The organism is Falsiroseomonas selenitidurans (assembly GCF_012103215.1).
Taxonomy (GTDB): Bacteria; Pseudomonadota; Alphaproteobacteria; order Acetobacterales; family Acetobacteraceae; genus Falsiroseomonas; species Falsiroseomonas selenitidurans.
Map to the genome: position 1 here is coordinate 174573 of NZ_JAAVNE010000003.1, position 16920 is coordinate 191492.

Annotated in this window: 17 protein-coding genes; 6 read left to right on the forward strand and 11 right to left on the reverse strand. The window is 72.5% G+C overall.

The window, feature by feature from the left end:
* Window positions 1–50: 50 nt before the first annotated feature.
* Window positions 51–749 (forward strand): bifunctional 2-polyprenyl-6-hydroxyphenol methylase/3-demethylubiquinol 3-O-methyltransferase UbiG, encoded by a 699-nt coding sequence (gene ubiG, locus HEQ75_RS03515; RefSeq protein ID WP_168027538.1) that lies wholly within the window; start codon window positions 51–53, stop codon window positions 747–749.
* A 371-nt stretch (window positions 750–1120) separates the two neighbouring features.
* On the opposite strand, the gene HEQ75_RS03520 is transcribed toward ubiG, so the two are convergent.
* From HEQ75_RS03520 to HEQ75_RS03540, 5 genes are all read right to left on the reverse strand, one after another.
* On the reverse strand, window positions 1121–1810 hold the full coding sequence (locus HEQ75_RS03520) for a hypothetical protein (protein ID WP_168027539.1): 690 nt from the start codon (window positions 1808–1810) through the stop codon (window positions 1121–1123).
* A gap of 25 nt (window positions 1811–1835) precedes the next feature.
* Window positions 1836–2351 carry a DUF1178 family protein gene (locus tag HEQ75_RS03525; RefSeq protein ID WP_168027540.1) on the reverse strand — a complete coding sequence of 172 codons (516 nt, stop codon included), beginning with the start codon at window positions 2349–2351 and terminating at the stop codon, window positions 1836–1838.
* Window positions 2351–2608, reverse strand: coding sequence for a glutaredoxin 3 (gene grxC, locus HEQ75_RS03530; RefSeq protein ID WP_168027541.1), 258 nt, complete (start codon window positions 2606–2608; stop codon window positions 2351–2353). The genes HEQ75_RS03525 and grxC overlap by 1 nt, the downstream gene beginning before the upstream one ends.
* Window positions 2609–2696: 88 nt before the next feature.
* Window positions 2697–3506, reverse strand: coding sequence for a double zinc ribbon domain-containing protein (locus HEQ75_RS03535; RefSeq protein WP_168027542.1), 810 nt, complete (start codon window positions 3504–3506; stop codon window positions 2697–2699).
* Complete coding sequence (locus HEQ75_RS03540; protein WP_168027543.1) at window positions 3484–5064, reverse strand: rhodanese-like domain-containing protein; 1581 nt, start codon at window positions 5062–5064, stop codon at window positions 3484–3486. The genes HEQ75_RS03535 and HEQ75_RS03540 overlap by 23 nt, the downstream gene beginning before the upstream one ends.
* A gap of 77 nt (window positions 5065–5141) precedes the next feature.
* Here HEQ75_RS03540 and HEQ75_RS03545 point away from each other — a divergent pair, with 77 nt between their 5' ends.
* The 5 genes from HEQ75_RS03545 to HEQ75_RS03565 all read left to right on the forward strand — a co-directional run bounded on the left by HEQ75_RS03545 (window position 5142) and on the right by HEQ75_RS03565 (window position 9135).
* A complete protein-coding gene (locus tag HEQ75_RS03545) occupies window positions 5142–6023 on the forward strand; it encodes a methyltransferase domain-containing protein (protein WP_168027544.1) in 882 nt (293 codons plus the stop codon).
* A 99-nt stretch (window positions 6024–6122) separates the two neighbouring features.
* A complete protein-coding gene (gene map / locus HEQ75_RS03550) occupies window positions 6123–6929 on the forward strand; it encodes a type I methionyl aminopeptidase (protein WP_168027581.1) in 807 nt (268 codons plus the stop codon).
* Between the two features lie 91 nt (window positions 6930–7020).
* Window positions 7021–7410 (forward strand): DUF2306 domain-containing protein, encoded by a 390-nt coding sequence (locus HEQ75_RS03555; protein WP_168027545.1) that lies wholly within the window; start codon window positions 7021–7023, stop codon window positions 7408–7410.
* A gap of 61 nt (window positions 7411–7471) precedes the next feature.
* Window positions 7472–8224, forward strand: coding sequence for a RadC family protein (radC, locus tag HEQ75_RS03560; RefSeq protein ID WP_168027546.1), 753 nt, complete (start codon window positions 7472–7474; stop codon window positions 8222–8224).
* A 71-nt stretch (window positions 8225–8295) separates the two neighbouring features.
* Window positions 8296–9135: a S1C family serine protease gene (locus HEQ75_RS03565; protein ID WP_168027547.1), complete on the forward strand. Its 840-nt coding sequence runs from the start codon at window positions 8296–8298 to the stop codon at window positions 9133–9135.
* 7 nt (window positions 9136–9142) lie between these two features.
* On the opposite strand, the gene HEQ75_RS28690 is transcribed toward HEQ75_RS03565, so the two are convergent.
* The 6 genes from HEQ75_RS28690 to HEQ75_RS03595 form a co-directional block, all read right to left on the reverse strand.
* Window positions 9143–10360 carry an O-antigen ligase family protein gene (locus HEQ75_RS28690; RefSeq protein WP_168027548.1) on the reverse strand — a complete coding sequence of 406 codons (1218 nt, stop codon included), beginning with the start codon at window positions 10358–10360 and terminating at the stop codon, window positions 9143–9145.
* Entirely contained in the window at window positions 10357–11136 is a 780-nt protein-coding gene (locus tag HEQ75_RS03575) for a glycosyltransferase family 2 protein (RefSeq protein WP_168027549.1), read from the reverse strand. Before HEQ75_RS03575 ends, HEQ75_RS28690 begins: the two co-directional genes overlap by 4 nt.
* A gap of 249 nt (window positions 11137–11385) precedes the next feature.
* Window positions 11386–14058 carry a pyruvate, phosphate dikinase gene (gene ppdK, locus HEQ75_RS03580; protein ID WP_168027550.1) on the reverse strand — a complete coding sequence of 891 codons (2673 nt, stop codon included), beginning with the start codon at window positions 14056–14058 and terminating at the stop codon, window positions 11386–11388.
* Between the two features lie 67 nt (window positions 14059–14125).
* Window positions 14126–16267 carry a glycine--tRNA ligase subunit beta gene (glyS, locus tag HEQ75_RS03585; RefSeq protein ID WP_168027551.1) on the reverse strand — a complete coding sequence of 714 codons (2142 nt, stop codon included), beginning with the start codon at window positions 16265–16267 and terminating at the stop codon, window positions 14126–14128.
* Window positions 16267–16653, reverse strand: coding sequence for a type II toxin-antitoxin system VapC family toxin (locus HEQ75_RS03590; protein ID WP_168027552.1), 387 nt, complete (start codon window positions 16651–16653; stop codon window positions 16267–16269). Before HEQ75_RS03590 ends, glyS begins: the two co-directional genes overlap by 1 nt.
* Complete coding sequence (locus HEQ75_RS03595; RefSeq protein WP_168027553.1) at window positions 16650–16916, reverse strand: type II toxin-antitoxin system VapB family antitoxin; 267 nt, start codon at window positions 16914–16916, stop codon at window positions 16650–16652. Before HEQ75_RS03595 ends, HEQ75_RS03590 begins: the two co-directional genes overlap by 4 nt.
* Between the last annotated feature and the right edge of the window lie 4 nt (window positions 16917–16920).

Here is a 16920-nt window from a genome sequence, read left to right on the forward strand (position 1 = left end):
GATAACGGGGGGCGCGCCGGCGGGCAAGGCGATGCTGGGGGGATGCAGCCATGACGGGCACGGCGGTGGAGGCGGAACGGCGGAAATTCGACGCGCTGGCCGGCCAGTGGTGGGACCCGGACGGGCCGATGCGCCCGCTGCACCGGATGAACCCGCTGCGCACCGGCTGGATCGCGCAACGGCTGGGCGGGGTGGCGGGCAAGGCCATCCTCGATGTCGGCTGCGGCGCCGGCCTGGCCAGCGAGGCCTTCGCCCGGATGGGCGCGCAGGTCACCGGCGTGGATGCCGCCGGTGCGGCGCTGGCCGCCGCCCGCGCCCATGCCGACGCCGGCGGGCTCGATATCGACTACCGCGATGGCGCGCCGGAGGATCTGCTGGCCGAGGGCGCCCGCTTCGACGCCGTGGTGGCGCTGGAGGTCATCGAGCATGTGGCGGACCGGCCGGCCTTCCTGGCGGCGCTGGCGGGGCTGGCGAAGCCGGGCGCGCCGATCTTCCTGTCCACCCTGAACCGCACCGCGCGGTCCTTCCTGTTCGCCAAGCTCGGCGCCGAATACCTGCTGCGGATGCTGCCGATCGGCACGCATGACTGGCGGATGTTCCTCTCACCCGGGGAGCTTGGCGCCGCGCTGCGCCCGGCGGGCTACCGGATCACCGACCTGGCCGGCATGACGATGTCGCCCACCGGCCAGTGGCGGGAAACGCGGGACCTGGCGGTGAATTACCTAGCGATGGCCCGGCCGGCCGGGTGACGGGCCGTCAAGCCCGGCTTATCCCCCATCCCGGTGGATGGAGCTGGGGATAAGTCAGGGGGTGCCCTGTGGGACCCGGGGCCGCGCCAGGGCCCGCAGCGGCGTTCGCCCAATGTTCGCACGGCGCAGAAAAATCAGCACCGCGCCGGATGATGTATCCCGCAAGCAACACATCGGGTTATCCCCATTTACGGGGGTAAATCTGTGGAAAATGATGCCGGCAACTCCCAGCAGGATTTTCATCACGGCACCTTGACAGCCAGGGACCCCTGATCCGGCAAAGCTTGTTCATGCCCAGGTGATCCGGAAGCACGATGATATTTCGCATGCTCAACAGCCCCTGCGCCGGGGCGTGGGCTGCGCCGTGGCCTTCAGGCGCCCGGCGGCAGCCAGGGCGCAAAGCTGTGGGCGAGGTGCGCCGCCTGCTCCGACGTCAACTCGGACAGATGCCGCGCCGGGACCGCCTTGTTGCGGTAGGTGAAGGCGAAGCGCTGCACCCAGAGCCGCACCGCCCAGTTCGGGCAGGCGATACCGAAATCCGCCTTGATCGCGCCGATCGCCGCATCCATCCGGAAGGCGCAGGTCGCGTAGTCCAGTTGCAGCGTGCGTGGCAGCGCGGCCCAGACCGCGTGCTCGCCCAGGTAGCGGCGCACCCCGGCCACCGCATCCTCCAGCGTCACGAATTCGGCGAAGGCGCTTTCGCCGCGGCTGCGGGCCAGCCGCCCGGCATCGAGCAGGGAGAGGCAGATGTCGCGCGGGTCGCGCCAGTTCACATGCGCCGAGGCCAGGCCGCGGGCGGCCAGCGCCCGGTACTCCGCGGCCCATTCCGGCCCCGGGCAGGCATGGGTCTTGACGATCCGGATGCGCCCTTCCGCCGCCACCGCCAGGGCGCGCAGCGCCGCCGGGTCCAGCGCCTGGGCGAAGTTCACCTTGTGGCCGCCGGGCAGCAGGGGCCGCGGCAGCAGGGGCTGGCGGTGGCCGCCCAGCCGGGCGACGGCCTTGGCCAGCTCGAAGGCCAAGGTGCTGCCGGATTTCGGGATGCCGTAGCTGAAGACGAGCACCGGGCGCGCGCCCCTCCCCCCGGGTTCAGCCGTCCGCGCGCGGCACCCAGGGCAGGCGGGCGATGTCGATGCCGTCCTCGGCCAGGGCCTCGGCCTCGGCTTCCGTCGCCTCGCCATAGATGCCGCGGGCCTCGGCCTCGCCATTATGGATCTTCCGCGCCTCCTCGGCGAAGCCCTCGCCGACATAGTCGCAGGATTTCTCCACCTCCGCCCGCATGCGCTGCAGCATGGCGAGGAGTTGCGCCGGGATCGGCCCGGCGGCGACGCGCTGGGACATGCCGCCGGGTTCCGGCTGCGGCGGCGCGCTGGGGGCGGGCGCCGGGGCGGCGGCGGGCGGCGCTTCCTCCGGCAGCGGGGCCGGGGCGGCCTTGCGGCGGGATTTGCGCACCGCAGGCGCCATCAGGGCGCGGCTGACCTGGGTGCTGCCGCAATGCGGGCATTCCACCAGCCCGACCGCGGCCAGCTTCTCGAAGCCGGCGCTGTCCTGGAACCAGCCGTCGAACTCGTGGGTCGCCTGGCAGCGGAGCTGGTAGTGGATCATCAGCCGGCCAGCAGGGGGTCGAGCCCGCCCTTCCGGTCCAACGCCACCAGGTCGTCGCAGCCGCCGATATGGCGCCCGTCGATGAAGATCTGCGGCACGCTGCTTCGCCCGCCGGAGCGCGCGATCGCCTCCTGCCGCTCGGCGGAGCCGTGCGGGGCGTATTTCTCCTCGAACGCCACGCCCTTGCGGCCGAGCAGGGCGACCGCGCGGGCGCAGTAGGGGCAGAAATCCTGGGTGTAGATTTCGATCTTGGCCATTTTGCTGAAATCGGGCGTGGATCGCCCGCGGTCAAGCCTCATCCCGCATCGCGGCAATGCGGCGGCAGCCAGGGGTGCCCGGCGCCCCCTATTCCTCCGCCGCCAGCCGCGGGTCGGGCACCCGGGCGGCGGCCAGCACATCCACCGCGGCGGCGCCGGCGGCCAGCAGCAGGCGGGTGCAGGCTTCCGCCGTGGCGCCGGAGGTCATCACGTCATCCACCAGCAGCACCCGCCTGCCGGCGATGCGGGCGGCGGCGCGGGGGTTGAGGGCGAAGGCGCCCTGCAGCAGCGCGGCGCGGTCCGCGGCGCCCAACTCGCCCAGCGGCGGCGTGGCGCGGGCGCGGCGCAGCAGGTCCGGTATGCAGGGCTTGCCGGCGCCGCGAGCCAGGCGATGGGCCAGCAGCGCCGCCTGGTTGTAGCGCCGGGCCACCAGCCGACGCCAATGCAGCGGCACCGGCGCCAGCAGGTCCGCCCGCGCCAGCAGCGCCGCGCCGGCCTGCGCCATCATCGCCGCCAGCGGCCCGGCCAGCTCCGTCCGGTCCGCATGCTTGAAGGGCAGCACCAGCTTCTGTGCCCCCGCGTCGTAGCGCAGCGCCGCGCGCGCCTGGTCGAAGGCCGGCGGCCGCGCCAGGCAGCCGGGGCACAGCCCGCCCGGCCCGGCCTGGCCGGCATGCAGGAAGGGCACGCCGCAGCGCGGGCAGAGCGGTGCCGTCACCCGCGTCAGCAGCCGGAAACAGGCGCCGCATTGCGTGCCCTGGCGCTGCACCGGCGCCTCGCAGGTCAGGCAATGCGGCGGCAGCAGCGCATCCAGCGTCGCGGTCCCCAGCCGCGCCAGCGTCGCGGTCCCCAGCCGCTCCAGTGCGGCCTGGAACGCCCTACCAGGCGCCGAAGGGGGCATCGCCGTCGCGCTCCACGGCATGCACCAGGTCGATCTCCCAGGCCAGGTATTCCCGCATCGCCGCCTCCACCCCGGCATTCCGGTCATAGGGGCGCAGCCAGGCATCGACGCAGGCCTCGTCCGGCGGGTTGGTGCGGTCAGCGGCCAGGGTGCCGCCGGCGGCGACGAAGGCCGCATTGCCGCCTTCCAGCACCGCCACCGGCGCCACGCCCAGCCCGGCAAGCTCCGCCGCGCCGAGCGCCGCCAGCTCCTCAGAGGGCGCCGTGACCACCACGGGGCGACCCGGCGCCAGAAGCGGCAGCAGCAGGGCGAGCCGTGTCCGCACGCCCCAGATCGCACCGGGGATATGCCCGGCGCGGAAGGCCAGGGAACGCGCGAGGTCCACCACCACCGGCCCATCGCGGTGCAGCGCCGCAACCTCCACCCGCGCCACCGCCGGCCGCAGCGCCGCCGGCAGGGCGGGCGCGGCCGGGCCGGTCTCCAGCGCGCCTGCCAGCCCGCCCGTCAGGCAGAACACCTCCCACCCCCCCAGCTGGCGCAGCCAGCCGGCGGTCATGGCGGCGCGGGTGCCGGTATCGTCCACCAGCACGATGCGGGCGCCGCGCACCGCCACCCAGGCATCGGTGGCCTGCACCAGCTGCCCGCCCGGCGCGCTGACCGAGCCGGGCAGGTGGCCCTCGGCGAATTCCGCCGGGTCCCGCACATCCAGCACATAGAGGCTGCGCCCGGCTTCCGCGCGCAGGGCCGCCAACCCTTCGCGGTCGATCCAGCGCACCCCGGCGCCTTCGGCGAAGCGCCGGGCGCGGGCCAGCGTCTCCGCCGCATCGGGCGGCGTGCCGGGGGCGTAGCGATCCTCCCGCCCGCGGTTGCAGGTGAGCCCCGCCAGCTCCCACCCCATGGTGCCGTTGCGCAGCGCCACCACCCGGTTCGGCAGCCCGGCCCGGCGCAGGCTCTCCGCGCCCAGGATGGAGCGCGTGCGGCCGGCGCAGTTCACCACCACCGTGGTCTCCGGCCGGGCGAGCATGGAGGGCACGCGATAGGCCAGCTCCGCCCCCGGCACGTCGATGGCGCCGGGGATGGACATGTTGCGGAACTCGGCCATCGGCCGGCTGTCCACCACCAGCAGGTCCTCGCCCGCCGCCTGCATCGCCGCCAGCTCCGCCGCATCGACCGAGGGCGTGGCGTAGTGGTGTTCGACCCATTCGCCGAAGGCCTTGGAGGGCACGTTGAAGCCGGAGAACAGCTCATACCCCGCCGCCTGCCAGGCCGGCGTGCCGCCTGCCAGCACCGAGAGCTGGGTGTAGCCCAGGCCCTGCAGCACGCCCGCCAGGCGCCGAGCATGGCCCTCCCCGCCATCGAGGCAGACCACCGGCGCATCCAGGCGCGGCAGCAGGCGGGCGGCGCGGAATTCCGCCTGGGAGAGCGGGCAGGGCACGGCCCAGAACAGGTGGGCGGCGCTGAATTCCCCTTCCTCCCGCGCATCGAGCAGGGCGATCTCCCCGCCCTGCCGCAGCCTGGCCTTCAGCGCGGCGGCCTCGATGGTCTCGATCTTCTGCATCGGCTTCCGGTTCCCTGCGCCCGCCGCCACGATAGACCGGCTTGCGGGGGCGGCGAAGCGGGCGCATCTGCGCCGGCATGGATGCGATGCAGGTCTTCGACCGGAAGCTGGTGCGCCGCCGGCGCGACCGGGCGGCCGCCACCGTCGAGCGGGTGGCGCCGATCCTGGAGGATTGCGCGGCGCGGCTGCTGGACCGGCTGGACGACACCACCCGCCGCTTCGACCGGGCGCTGGAGATCGGCGGCCGCGGCGTGGTGGCGCCGATGCTGCGCGCCCGCGGCATCGCGTCCGTCGTCTCCGCCGACCTGTCGCCGGCCATGGCGGCGCAAGCGGGTGGCCTGGCGGTGGCGGCGGATGAGGAATTCCTGCCCTTCGCCCCCGCCAGCTTCGACCTGATCGTCGCCTCGCTGTCGCTGCACTGGGTGAACGACCTGCCGGGCGCGCTGATACAGATCCGGCGGGCGCTGGCACCCGATGGGCTGTTCCTGGCCTCCCTGCCCGGGCTCGGCACGCTCGGGCCGCTGCGCCAGGCGCTGGCGGAGGCCGAGAGCGCGCTGCGCGGCGGGTTGTCGCCGCGGATCTCGCCCTTCCCGGAACTGCGCGACGGCGCCGGGCTGCTGCAGCGCGCCGGCTTCGCCCTACCGGTGGCGGATGCCGAGGAGGTGGCCATCGCCTACCGCAGGCCGCTGGCGCTGCTGGCGGATCTGCGCGCCGCGGGGGAAGGCAATGCCGTGCTGGCGCGGGACCCGCGCACCCCGCCGCGGGCGCTGTTCCCGATGGCCGCCGCGGCCCTGCCGGCAGGCGCGCAGGGCATCGACCCGGTGCTGCGCCTGCTGGTGCTGACCGGCTGGTCGCCGCATGAGAGCCAGCAGAAGCCCGCGCGCCCCGGCAGCGCCACGCATCGCCTGGCGGATGCGCTGGGCACGGTGGAGCGCAAGACCGGGGAGAGGCCGGGCTAGCCCCGCGCAACCCAGCCGTGCGGCCCCGCGCCTTGCATCGCGCGGGGCCACAGCGCATCTTCGGCACCGGCACAGATCTTGACGGACGGTTCGAGCACCATGGAGCAGCAGGGCGGCGAGAGCCGCCGGATCACCCTCCACGCCCCTGCGGACTTCGAGGGGATGCGCCGCGCCGGCCGGCTGGCGGCCGAGACGCTGGACATGATCACCCCGCATGTGAAGCCCGGCGTGACGACGGAGACGCTGGACCGGCTGATCCACGACTTCACCCTGGCGCACCACGCGATTCCGGCGACGCTGGGCTATCGCGGCTACACCAAATCCTCCTGCACCTCGATCAACCATGTGGTCTGCCACGGCATCCCCGGTGAGCGGGTGCTGCTGGAAGGCGACATCGTGAACATCGACGTCACCGTCATCCTGGATGGCTGGCACGGCGATTCCAGCCGCATGTACGTGGCCGGCACGCCCTCGACCAAGGCGCGGCTGCTGATGGACGTGACCTATGAGAGCATGATGCGCGGCATCGCCGCCATCCGCCCCGGCGCCACGCTGGGCGATATCGGCCACGCCATCCAGACCTATGTCGAGCGCAACAGGTTTTCCGTGGTGCGCGACTTCTGCGGCCACGGCATCGGCCGCCGCTTCCACGAACCGCCGAACGTGCTGCATTTCGGCCGCCCCGGCGAAGGCCCCACCCTGAAGCCCGGGATGTTCTTCACCGTGGAGCCGATGGTGAATGCCGGGCGGCCGGAGGTGAAGGTGCTGGATGATGGCTGGACCGCGGTGACCCGCGACCGCAGCCTGTCGGCGCAGTTCGAGCATATGGTCGGCGTGACGGAGGATGGGGTGGAGATCTTCACCGTCTCGCCCATGGGCCTGCACCGGCCGCCCTACGGCGGCTGACACCAGGGCCCCCAGCCCGTCCGGCTTCGCGCTTGACGGGCTTTTTCGGCGCCTTTATGTAAATGTTCATCACATTCAGATCGTGCCGCCGATGTCGCTCGCCCCGCTGCTCCAGGCCAGCCCCGTCATCCAGCTCCACGCCGGCGCCGCCCTGGCAGCGCTGCTGCTCGGGCTGGTGCAGTTCGCGGCGCCGAAGGGGGTCCTGCCGCATCGGATCCTCGGCTGGGCCTGGGTCGGGCTCATGGCAGTCGTCGGCCTGTCCTCCTTCGGCATCACCATGCGCGGGCACTATGCCTGGATCCACCTGATCTCCGGCTGGACCCTGCTGATGCTGCCGCTGGCGGTGCTGGCGGCCCGGCGCGGGCGCATCGGCGCGCACCGGCGCGCCATGGCCTCCCTGTTCCTGGGCGGCCTCCTCATCGCCGGCGGCTTCACCCTGCTGCCGGGCCGCATCATGGGCGCCGTCGTCTTCGGCTGGTGAACGCCGCGGTTGAAGATTGCCCCCGCCCGTTGCACCCTCGGGCGCCAGCAGAGGGGGCAGAATGGCCCGGAAGCCGCACTTCTCCGAAGCACCGGTCGCGCTCGACGGGCTGTTCCCCCCGCCGGCGACGGAGGCCGGGCCGCCGCCGGGCCATCTCGGCCACCGCGCCCGCATGCGGACCCGCCTGCTGACCGCCGGCCCGGACAGCCTGCTGGACCACGAGATGCTGGAGATGCTGCTGTTCCAGGCCCTGCCGCGCCGCGACACCAAGCCCATCGCCCGCGCCCTGCTCGCCCGCTTCGGCAGTTTTGCGAATGCCATCGCCGCCCCGGCGCGCGACCTGACCGCCGTGGAGGGCATGGGGGAGGCCGGCGCCGCCGCGCTGAAGACCGTGCATGGCGCGGCCCTGCGGATGATGCGGGCGGAGATCCGTGACCAGCCCGTGCTGAACAACTGGGACCGGCTGATCGCCTACCTCTCCGCCGCCCTGGCGCGCGAGCCCATCGAGCAGTTCCGCCTGCTGTTCCTGGACAGCAAGAACCGCCTGATCGCCGACGAGGCCCAGGCCCGCGGCACCGTGAACCACACCCCCGTCTACCCGCGGGAGGTGGTGAAGCGGGCGCTGGAACTGCAGGCAACCGCCCTGATCCTGGTGCACAACCACCCCTCGGGGGATCCCACCCCCTCCCGCGCCGATATCGAGATGACGCGGGAGGTGAAGGCCGCCGCCGCCATGCTGGGGATCGCGGTGCACGACCACCTGATCGTCGGCAATGGCCGCCACCTGTCCTTCCGCCGCGAAGGCCTGCTGTGAAACCCGGCGCAACCCGCCGGGGTCGGCGGCGATTGACCCGGCCGCCCGGGGTTGGGCATGCTGTGTCCCGCATGCAACGAAACCTCGCGCTGATCCCAGCCCTCCTGCTCGGCCTGCTCGCGGGCGGTGACGCGCTCGGCCAGGGCAAGCCACCGCCGAGCAATGTGCCGGAGGCAAGGAGCGGCTTCCCGCCCCTGCCCACCAGCAAGCCGCCGGCGCTGGCCCCCGGGCAGCAGGCCGGGCCCGCCGGCAAGCCGGGCGCGCCGCAGGGCGGCGGCACCGGGCGCATGGTGTCCTCCGGCACAGGCTTCGTGGTGGCCCCGGGCCGGGCGCTGACCAATGCGCATGTGGTGGAACGCTGCCAGGCCGTGCGGGTGCGCACCGCCGCCGGCACGGATGTGGCCGCCCGCGTGCTGCGCGCCGATCGCGGCCGGGACCTCGCCCTGCTGGAAGTGCCGGCGGAGGCCGGCCCGCCGCTCGCCTTCCGCCGCCAGATGAACATCCGCCGGGGCGAGGGCGTGGTGACCTACGGCTTCCCGCTGGCCGGCATGCTCTCCTCCGGCCCCACGCTGACCACCGGAGAGGTCTCGGCGCTGGCCGGCCTGGCCGACGACCAGCGGCAGTTCCAGATCAGCGCGCCGGTGCAGCCGGGCAATTCCGGCGGGCCGCTGCTGGATCTCGGCGGCAATGTGGTGGGCGTCATCGTCTCCAAGCTCAACGCCGCCCGCGTCGCCCAGCGCACCGGCGACATCCCGCAGAACGTGAACTTCGCGGTGAAGGGGAACGAGGCGCTGGACTTCCTGCGCGAAGCCGGCGTGACCCCCACCCTGAGGGACACCCCGCCCCGCACCGCCGCGGAGGTGGGGGAGACCGCCCACAACTCCGTGCTGTTCATGCGCTGCATGGGGTAGGAGCGGGTCAGCCCCGCCGCAGCGCCACCGCCACCACCGCGGCGAACAGCACGGAACCCACCCACCAGGGCTGCCAGACGCCGAAGGATAACTGCCCGGTCACCACCGCGGACACCGCCATGCCGAAGATGGCGGGCGACCCGGAGGCGGCCAGCAGCGCTGCCGCCCCCAGCGCCGCCGCCAGCAGCGCCCCCGCCACGCCCAACTCCAGCCAGATCTGCAGGCTCGCATTGTGCGTGTGCAGCGGCAGCCGCCGCGCCGCCTCCACCCCGAACCACTGCCGCGCCGCCGGCGAGTTCAACCCGAACCGCGCCAGATCCTCGGCCGGGAACCGGGCGCTGCCGCCCGGGATGGCGCGGGCGGATTCCATGCCCCAGCCCAGCAGCGGCCGCTCCGCAATCCGGTCCACGACGAAATCCCAGATCAGCACCCGATGCGCCGCCGAACGCGGCAGGGGCTCCAGCGGCGGGGCCAGGGAGAGACCCAGCGCGAAGACCATCGGCGCCGTCACCACGAAGCCGGCCAGCAACGCCGCCGCCAGGCGCGGCACCAGCCGCGGCAGCAGCATCGCCCCGGCAGCGGCCAGCACGCCCGCCAGCGCCGCCAGCCGCGCGGATTCCGCCGGCAGCCAGGCCGCCACCGCGAGCCCGGCCAGCAGCAGCGCCCCCCGCCAGGCCCAGCCCAGCGGCACCGCGAAGGCCAGCGGCAACAGCAGCGCCAGCAGCGAGACCGCGGGCTTCAGCCCGAAGCCGATGAAGGGCATGTCCGCCGGAAAGCCGCGCACCATCAGCCGCAGCCAATTGCCGCTGGCATGGTCCACCGCCGCCACCACGATGCCCGCCGCCAGCCCGCCGGCCAGGGCCAGCCCCACCTGCCGCGACGCCGGCGCCGCCGCCACCGCCCGCGCCGCCATCAGGGCCAGGCCCAGCAGCACCGCCAGCCCGCCGATGGTCTGCGCCGCGCGCAGCTTCTCCGGCGACCACAGGACCGCCACGCCGCACCAGCCCAGCAGCGCCACCGCCAGCCATCCCGCCAGCCCTGGCCGCGGCCAGGGCCAGGCCCCCGTCACCCGCCGATGCGCCAGCACCGACAGCGCCAGGGCGAGCGTCACCGCCACCGCCATCGCCCGGAACTGCGCCACCGCCAGCACCGGCCCCACCGCCAGCAGCCCGGCGATCGGCGTCAGCGGGCTGCGATGCCAGGGCAGGGTCACCAGCGCCGTCACCTGCGCCCCCCATGCCGCTCCGGCTCCAGCCGCGCCTTCAGGTAGGACAGCAGCGGAAAGGCCGCGGTGCAGAAGGCCAGCAGCACGCCCCAGGCGCCCTCCCGGTACCCCTTCCGCGACACATAGGATTTGAACGCCCGCGAGACGAAGCGCCGCAGATTACCCGCCAGGGACCCGATATCCCCGCTCTCCAGCAGATCCGCCGCCTTGGCCGAGGAGTATTTGTCCAGGCGCCGCAGCATGTCCGACACGTCGCGATCCACCAGATGCACCAGCGCACCCTGCTCGATCCGCGGCCCCTGCCGGCCCACCCAGTCCAGCCCCGGATGCACCCGCTGCGCCCGCCACCGCTTCGCCCCCCGCCGGAACAGGCGCGGCACGGAGGTGGTGCCGAAACTGCCGGCCCAGCCATGCCGGAGCAGCCGGTCCCCCACGTAGTTGTCCACCATCACCTGGTGCCAGGCGAACCCCGACTCGCCGATCACCCGCCGCACAGCCAGCGCCAGATCCGGGCTCACCCGCTCATCCGCATCGACCTCCAGCACCCAATCCCCGGTGCAGGCGGCAATGCCGGCATTGCGGCGCTCCCCCTCCAACGCCCAAGCCCCCTCCAACACCACAGCCCCCACCGCCCGCGCCAGCGCCGCCGACCCATCCGTGGTGCGGTCCAACACCACCACCACCTCATCCGCAAACGCCACGGACGCCAGGCAATCCGGCAACCGCGCCTCCTCATTCCGTGCCACGATCAACGCGGACAAGCTCGGTCGGGACATCGGGTGGGCCTCAGAGGCTGGGGTGGCGCGCAGGAATTGCAGGGAGGGCGATGCCCTCCCTGCACCGTCCCGCCAAAGGGCGGCGGCCCTTTGGAAACCCATGAGACTTGAGCGGGAGAGGAGGGGGCCGGCGGAACCGCTGGTTCAGCGGTCGCCCAGGCCCCCTCTCTCCTGCTCACGGGTCCTCGCGGTCCAGGGGGTGCAGGGGGACAGCGTCCCCCTGCAGGCCACCCGCGAGCACCCAGCCCCTCAGGCGGTCCGATCCCCGCCCGCGCTGGTCAGCGCGGCCTGGGCGGCCGCGAGCCGGGCGACAGGGACGCGGTAGGGGGAGCAGGAGACGTAGTCGAGGCCGGCGCTTTCGCAGAAATGGATGGAGGCCGGGTCGCCGCCATGTTCGCCGCAGATGCCAAGCTTCAGGTCCGGCTTGGTCCTGCGGCCCTTCTCGGTGGCGATCTGCACCAGGGCGCCGACGCCGTCGATGTCGATGGAGACGAAGGGGTCCTTCGGCAGGATGCCCTTTTCCACATAGAAGGGCAGGAACTTGCCGGCGTCGTCGCGGGAGAGGCCGAAGACGGTCTGCGTCAGGTCGTTGGTGCCGAAGCTGAAGAAGTCGGCGCCTTCGGCGATGGTATCCGCGGTCAGGGCGGCGCGCGGCAGTTCGATCATCGTGCCGACCTGGTAGATGATGTGGTAGTTCGTCTCCGCGAAGACCTCCTGGGCCACACGGTCCACCAGGGCGCGCAGGATTTCCAGCTCGCGCCGCAGGGCGACCAGCGGGATCATGATTTCCGGCACCGGTGCCTTGTGGGTTTCCTGGCCGATGGCGACGGCGGCCTCGAAGATGGCGCGGACCTGCATCTCGTAGATTTCGGGATAGGTCAGGCCGAGCCGGCAGCCGCGGTGGCCGAGCATCGGGTTGGCTTCGGACAGGTCCGCCGCGCGGCGCTGCATGGCGGCGACATCGGCGCCCAGGCTGAGTGCCACTTCGGCGATCTCGCTGTCCCGATGCGGCAGGAATTCGTGCAGCGGCGGGTCGAGCAGCCGGATGGTCACCGGCAGCCCGGCCATGATGCGGAACAGTTGCAGAAAATCTTCGCGCTGGAAGGGCAGGAGGCGGGAGAGGGCGTCGCGCCGGCCTTCCTCGGTGTCGGCCATGATCATCTGGCGCACGGCGCCGATGCGCTCCGGGTCGAAGAACATGTGTTCGGTGCGGCAGAGGCCGATGCCCTCGGCGCCGAATTTGCGGGCGGTCTCCGCATCCAGCGGCGTTTCGGCGTTGGCGCGCACCTTCATCCGGCGGACGCCGTCGGCCCATTCCATCAGGGTGGCGAAGTCGCCGGAGAGTTGCGGCTCGATCATCGGCACGGTGCCGGCGAAGACCTCGCCGGTCGCGCCGTCCAGCGTCATGGTGTCGCCGGCCGACATGCGCTTGCCACCGGCGGTCAGGGTCTGGCCGGCATAGTCCACGGTGATGGAGCCGGCGCCGGCGACGCAGGGCCGGCCCATGCCGCGGGCGACCACGGCGGCGTGGCTGGTCATGCCGCCGCGCGTGGTCAGGATGCCGCGGGCGGCATGCATCCCGTGGATGTCCTCGGGGCTGGTCTCGATGCGCACCAGGATGACGGCCTCGCCCTTGGCGGCGCGGATTTCCGCTTCATCCGCCGAGAAGACGATCACGCCGCATGCCGCGCCGGGGCTGGCCGGCAGCCCCTTCGCGAGTGCCTTGCGCGGCGCCTTGGGGTCCAGCGTCGGGTGCAGCAGCTGGTCGAGTGCCTTGGGGTCGACGCGCTTGATGGCTTCGGTCCGGTCGATCAGCCCTTCGCGCGCCATGTCCACGGCGATCTTCAGGCTGGCGGCGGCGGTGCGTTTGCCGTTGCGGGTCTGCAGCATGTACAGCTTGTTCTGCTGCACCGTGAATTCGATGTCCTGCATGTCCGCATAGTGTTTTTCGAGTTTTTCGCGGACGGCGACGAGCTCGGCATAGGCCTTCGGCATGACCGTTTCCATGCTGCGCTCACCCGGCTTGGCGCGGGATTCGGCCATGGGCTGCGGCGTGCGGATGCCGGCGACCACGTCCTCGCCCTGCGCATTCACCAGATATTCGCCGTAGAAGAAATTCTCGCCCGTGGAGGGGTCCCGGGTGAAGCAGACGCCCGTCGCGCAATCCTCGCCCATATTGCCGAAGACCATCGCCTGGACGTTCACGGCGGTGCCCCATTGGGCGGGGATGTCGTGCAGGCGGCGATAGGTGTTGGCGCGCGGGTTCATCCAGCTGCCGAAGACGGCGCCGATCGCGGCCCAGAGCTGCGCATGCGGGTCCTGCGGGAAGGGCTTGCCCGTGACTTCCTCGACCATCTCCTTGTAGCCATCGACCACGCGGTGCCAATCCTGGGCGGTGAGGTCGGTGTCCTCCTGCACGTCGCGGTCGAGCTTCACATGCTCGATGATCTCCTCGAAGCGGTGATGGTCCACGCCGAGCACGACCGAGCCGAACATCTGGATGAAGCGGCGGTAGCTGTCCCAGGCGAAGCGCGCATCGCCGGAGGCCGCGGCCAGGCCGTCCACCGTGGCATCGTTCAGGCCGAGGTTCAGCACCGTGTCCATCATGCCGGGCATGGACACCCGGGCGCCGGAGCGGACGGAGACCAGCAGCGGCTTGTGGTGGTCGCCGAATTTCGCGCCCACCGCCTCCTCGATCCGGGCGAGGGCGGTGGCGACCTGGTTGCGCAGCGCCTCCGGGTAGGACTGGCCGTGGTCGTAGTACCAGGTGCAGACCTCGGTGGTGATGGTGAAGCCGGGCGGGACCGGCAGCCCGATGCTGGCCATCTCCGCCAGGTTGGCGCCCTTGCCGCCCAGGAGGTTGCGCATGTCCGCGCGGCCCTCATTGTGGCCGGCGCCGAAGCTGTAGACCCACTGCGTCATTGGACGGCGTTCTCCTGCTTGGACTGTTACGGAGCCCCCAGGGGAGTGGGGGAGAGGGCGCCGGGTTTCAGCCTTCGATCCTGGAAAAGTCTGCAACGGTATCCATGGCGCCCCTCAGCCGCGCGAGCAAGCGCAGCCGGTTGGCGCGGGTCGCCGGGTCGGGGTCGTTGACGATGACCTTCTCGAAGAAGGCGTCAAGCGGGGCGCGGAGCGCGGCGAGCGCGGACATGGCGGCGGCGAAATTTTCCGCAACCAGCGCCTGGGCGACGGTGGGTTCCGCCTGGTCCAGCGCGGCGGCGAGCGCCTGTTCCTCCGGCGCCACCAGCAGCGCCGCGTCCACCGGGCCGCTGTGCGGCCCGTCCTTCTTGTCCTCGATGCGCAGGATGTTGGCGGCGCGCTTGGCGGCGGCGAGCAGGTTGGGGCCGTCCGGGCCTTCCACCAGCGCCTTCAGCGCCTCGGCGCGGGCCAGCAGGCGGAGAAGATCGTCCTCGCCTCCCTGACCGAAGGCGGCCGATACGAGGTCGTGGCGCGCGCCCTCGGCGCGGAGCTGCACGCGGAGGCGTTCGGCGAGGAAATCCACCAGCCCGGCCGCGAAGGCCGCGACCATCGGCGGATGGTCGCTGCCCCTCGGTGGCTGCCAGCCCGCACCCAGCTTCTCCTGCGCCACTTCCATGCCGAATTCCGGGCTGGCGGTGGTGCCGAGCGCCTGGGGGAAGCCGAAGAAGGCCTCGGCCAGCGCATCACCCAACCGCAGCCGCAGCCGGTTCTCGCGGATGATGCGGATGACGCCAAGCGCCGCGCGGCGCAGCGCGAAGGGGTCGCCGGAGCCGGTGGGGCGTTCATCCACCGCGAAGAAGCCGGCCAGCATGTCCAGCTTGTCGGCCAGCGCGACGGCGATCGCCACGGGCTCCGCCGGCACCGCGTCGCCCGGGCCGAGCGGCCGGTACTGGGTGCCGATCGCCTCCGCCACCCGGGGATCCTCGCCCTGGTGCAGCGCGTAGTAGCGGCCGATGGTGCCCTGCAATTCGGGGAACTCGCCGACCAGCCCGGAGGCGAGGTCCGCCTTGGCCAGCTTCGCGGCGCGGGCGGCGAGCGCCGGATCGGCGCCCACATGCGGCGCCAGCCAGCGCGCCAGGCGCTCGATCCGGGCGACCCTCTGCCCCTGGGTGCCGAGCTTGGCGTGGAACACCACGGTCTCAAGCTTGGGCAGGAACTCCTCCAGCTTCTGCCTGCGGTCCTGGTCCCAGAAGAAGCGGGCATCGGACAGGCGGGCGCGCAGCACGCGTTCATTGCCCGCGATCAGCGTGGCGCCGCCATCGGTGGCGGCGATGTTCGCCACCAGCCCGAAGAAGGGCGCCGCGCCGCCATCCGGCTTCGTGAGCGAAAAATAGCGCTGGTTCACCCGCATGGTGGTGCGCATCAATTCCGGCGGCAGATCCATGAAGGCGTCGTCGATGCGGCCGAGCAGCGGCACCGGCCATTCGACCAGCCCGGCCACCTCCTCCAGCAGCCCGCGATCCGGCACCACGGCCACGCCCTGCCCGGCGGCGAGCGTGGCCAGCCCGCCTTCGATCCGCGCCATGCGCGCCGCCGCATCCGGCTCCACGAATCGGGCGCGCAGGCCGGATTCGTAATCCGCCAGGCCGGTGACGGCGAAGACGCGGTCGGCGCCGGCCATGATGCGGTGGCCCTCCGTCAGGTTGCCGCTTTCCATCCCCGGCAGCGCGGCGATGGCAAACGGCACCACGGCGCCGTCCAGCAGGCACAGGATGCGGTGCAGCGGGCGGACCCAGGTGAAGGGGCCGGCCCAGCGCATGGATTTCGGCCAGCCGAAGCCGCCGACCAGCCCGGGCAGCACCTGCGCCAGCAGCGCGGCGGCGGCGATGGTCTCGCCCGGCTTCTGCAGCACCCAGAAGCCGTTCTGCTCGACAAGCTGGTCCTTCGTGGCGCCGTGCTTGCGCAGGAAGCCATCGAGGGCGGCCGGCGGGGCGGCGGTGCGCGGGCCGCGTTCCTCCTTGCCTTCCGTCGTCACCGCTGCGCGCAGCGTGGCGGAAAGGCCGATGCGGCGCGGGCCATGGAAGGGCTTCGGGGCCCCCTCCAGCAGCGGCGCGGCGGCGGTGGCGAAGGCCCGGGACAGATCCTCCGCGCCGCGGGCCTGCATCCGGGCCGGAATTTCCTCCGAGAACAGTTCCAGCAGGAATTCGGGCATCAGAGGGCGGCCTTCACGTCGGTCTGGGAAAAATCATCGCCCTTGAACAGCAGGGGCTGCCGTCGTTCCTGGGCCAGGGCGTAGGCGAAGCAGTCGCCGAAGTTCAGCGCGGCGCGGTGGCGACCCTTGCCGAAGCGGCGATGCGCTTCGCGCGCCATCTGGACCTGCGCGAGGGTGACGGGCACGACCTCCGGCGCGATCCAGCCGAGAGCCTCATCCAGCCCCTGCGGCGTCAGGCCGGCGCGGTTCTCGGCCACGATGGCGGCCTCGAGCCAGGAGGCGGCGGAGATTGCCACCGGCTCCCCGGTCTGCAGCGCCGCGACGAAGACCGGCGCATCCGGCTCGCCGAGGACGATGGACATCAGCGCCGAGGTGTCCAGGATCATTTCGGCAGGCCGTCTTCGTCGTACAGGTCCGAGTGGTCGCTGCTGGAATCTGTGCCCGGCGGCAGGCTCTCCCGCACCCGACGGCCGATTTCCATCAACGCCTCATACTTCCGGCGCACCTTGTCTTCCCGCGCCGCGCGCTCGGCAGCGAGCCGCCCCTGCACCGCCTCGCGCAGCGCCGCGGTGGTGCTGGTGCCGAGCAGCTCCGCCAGCGCCTTCGCATCCGCGATCAGCGCATCGTCCTTGATGTTCAACTGGCCCATGGCG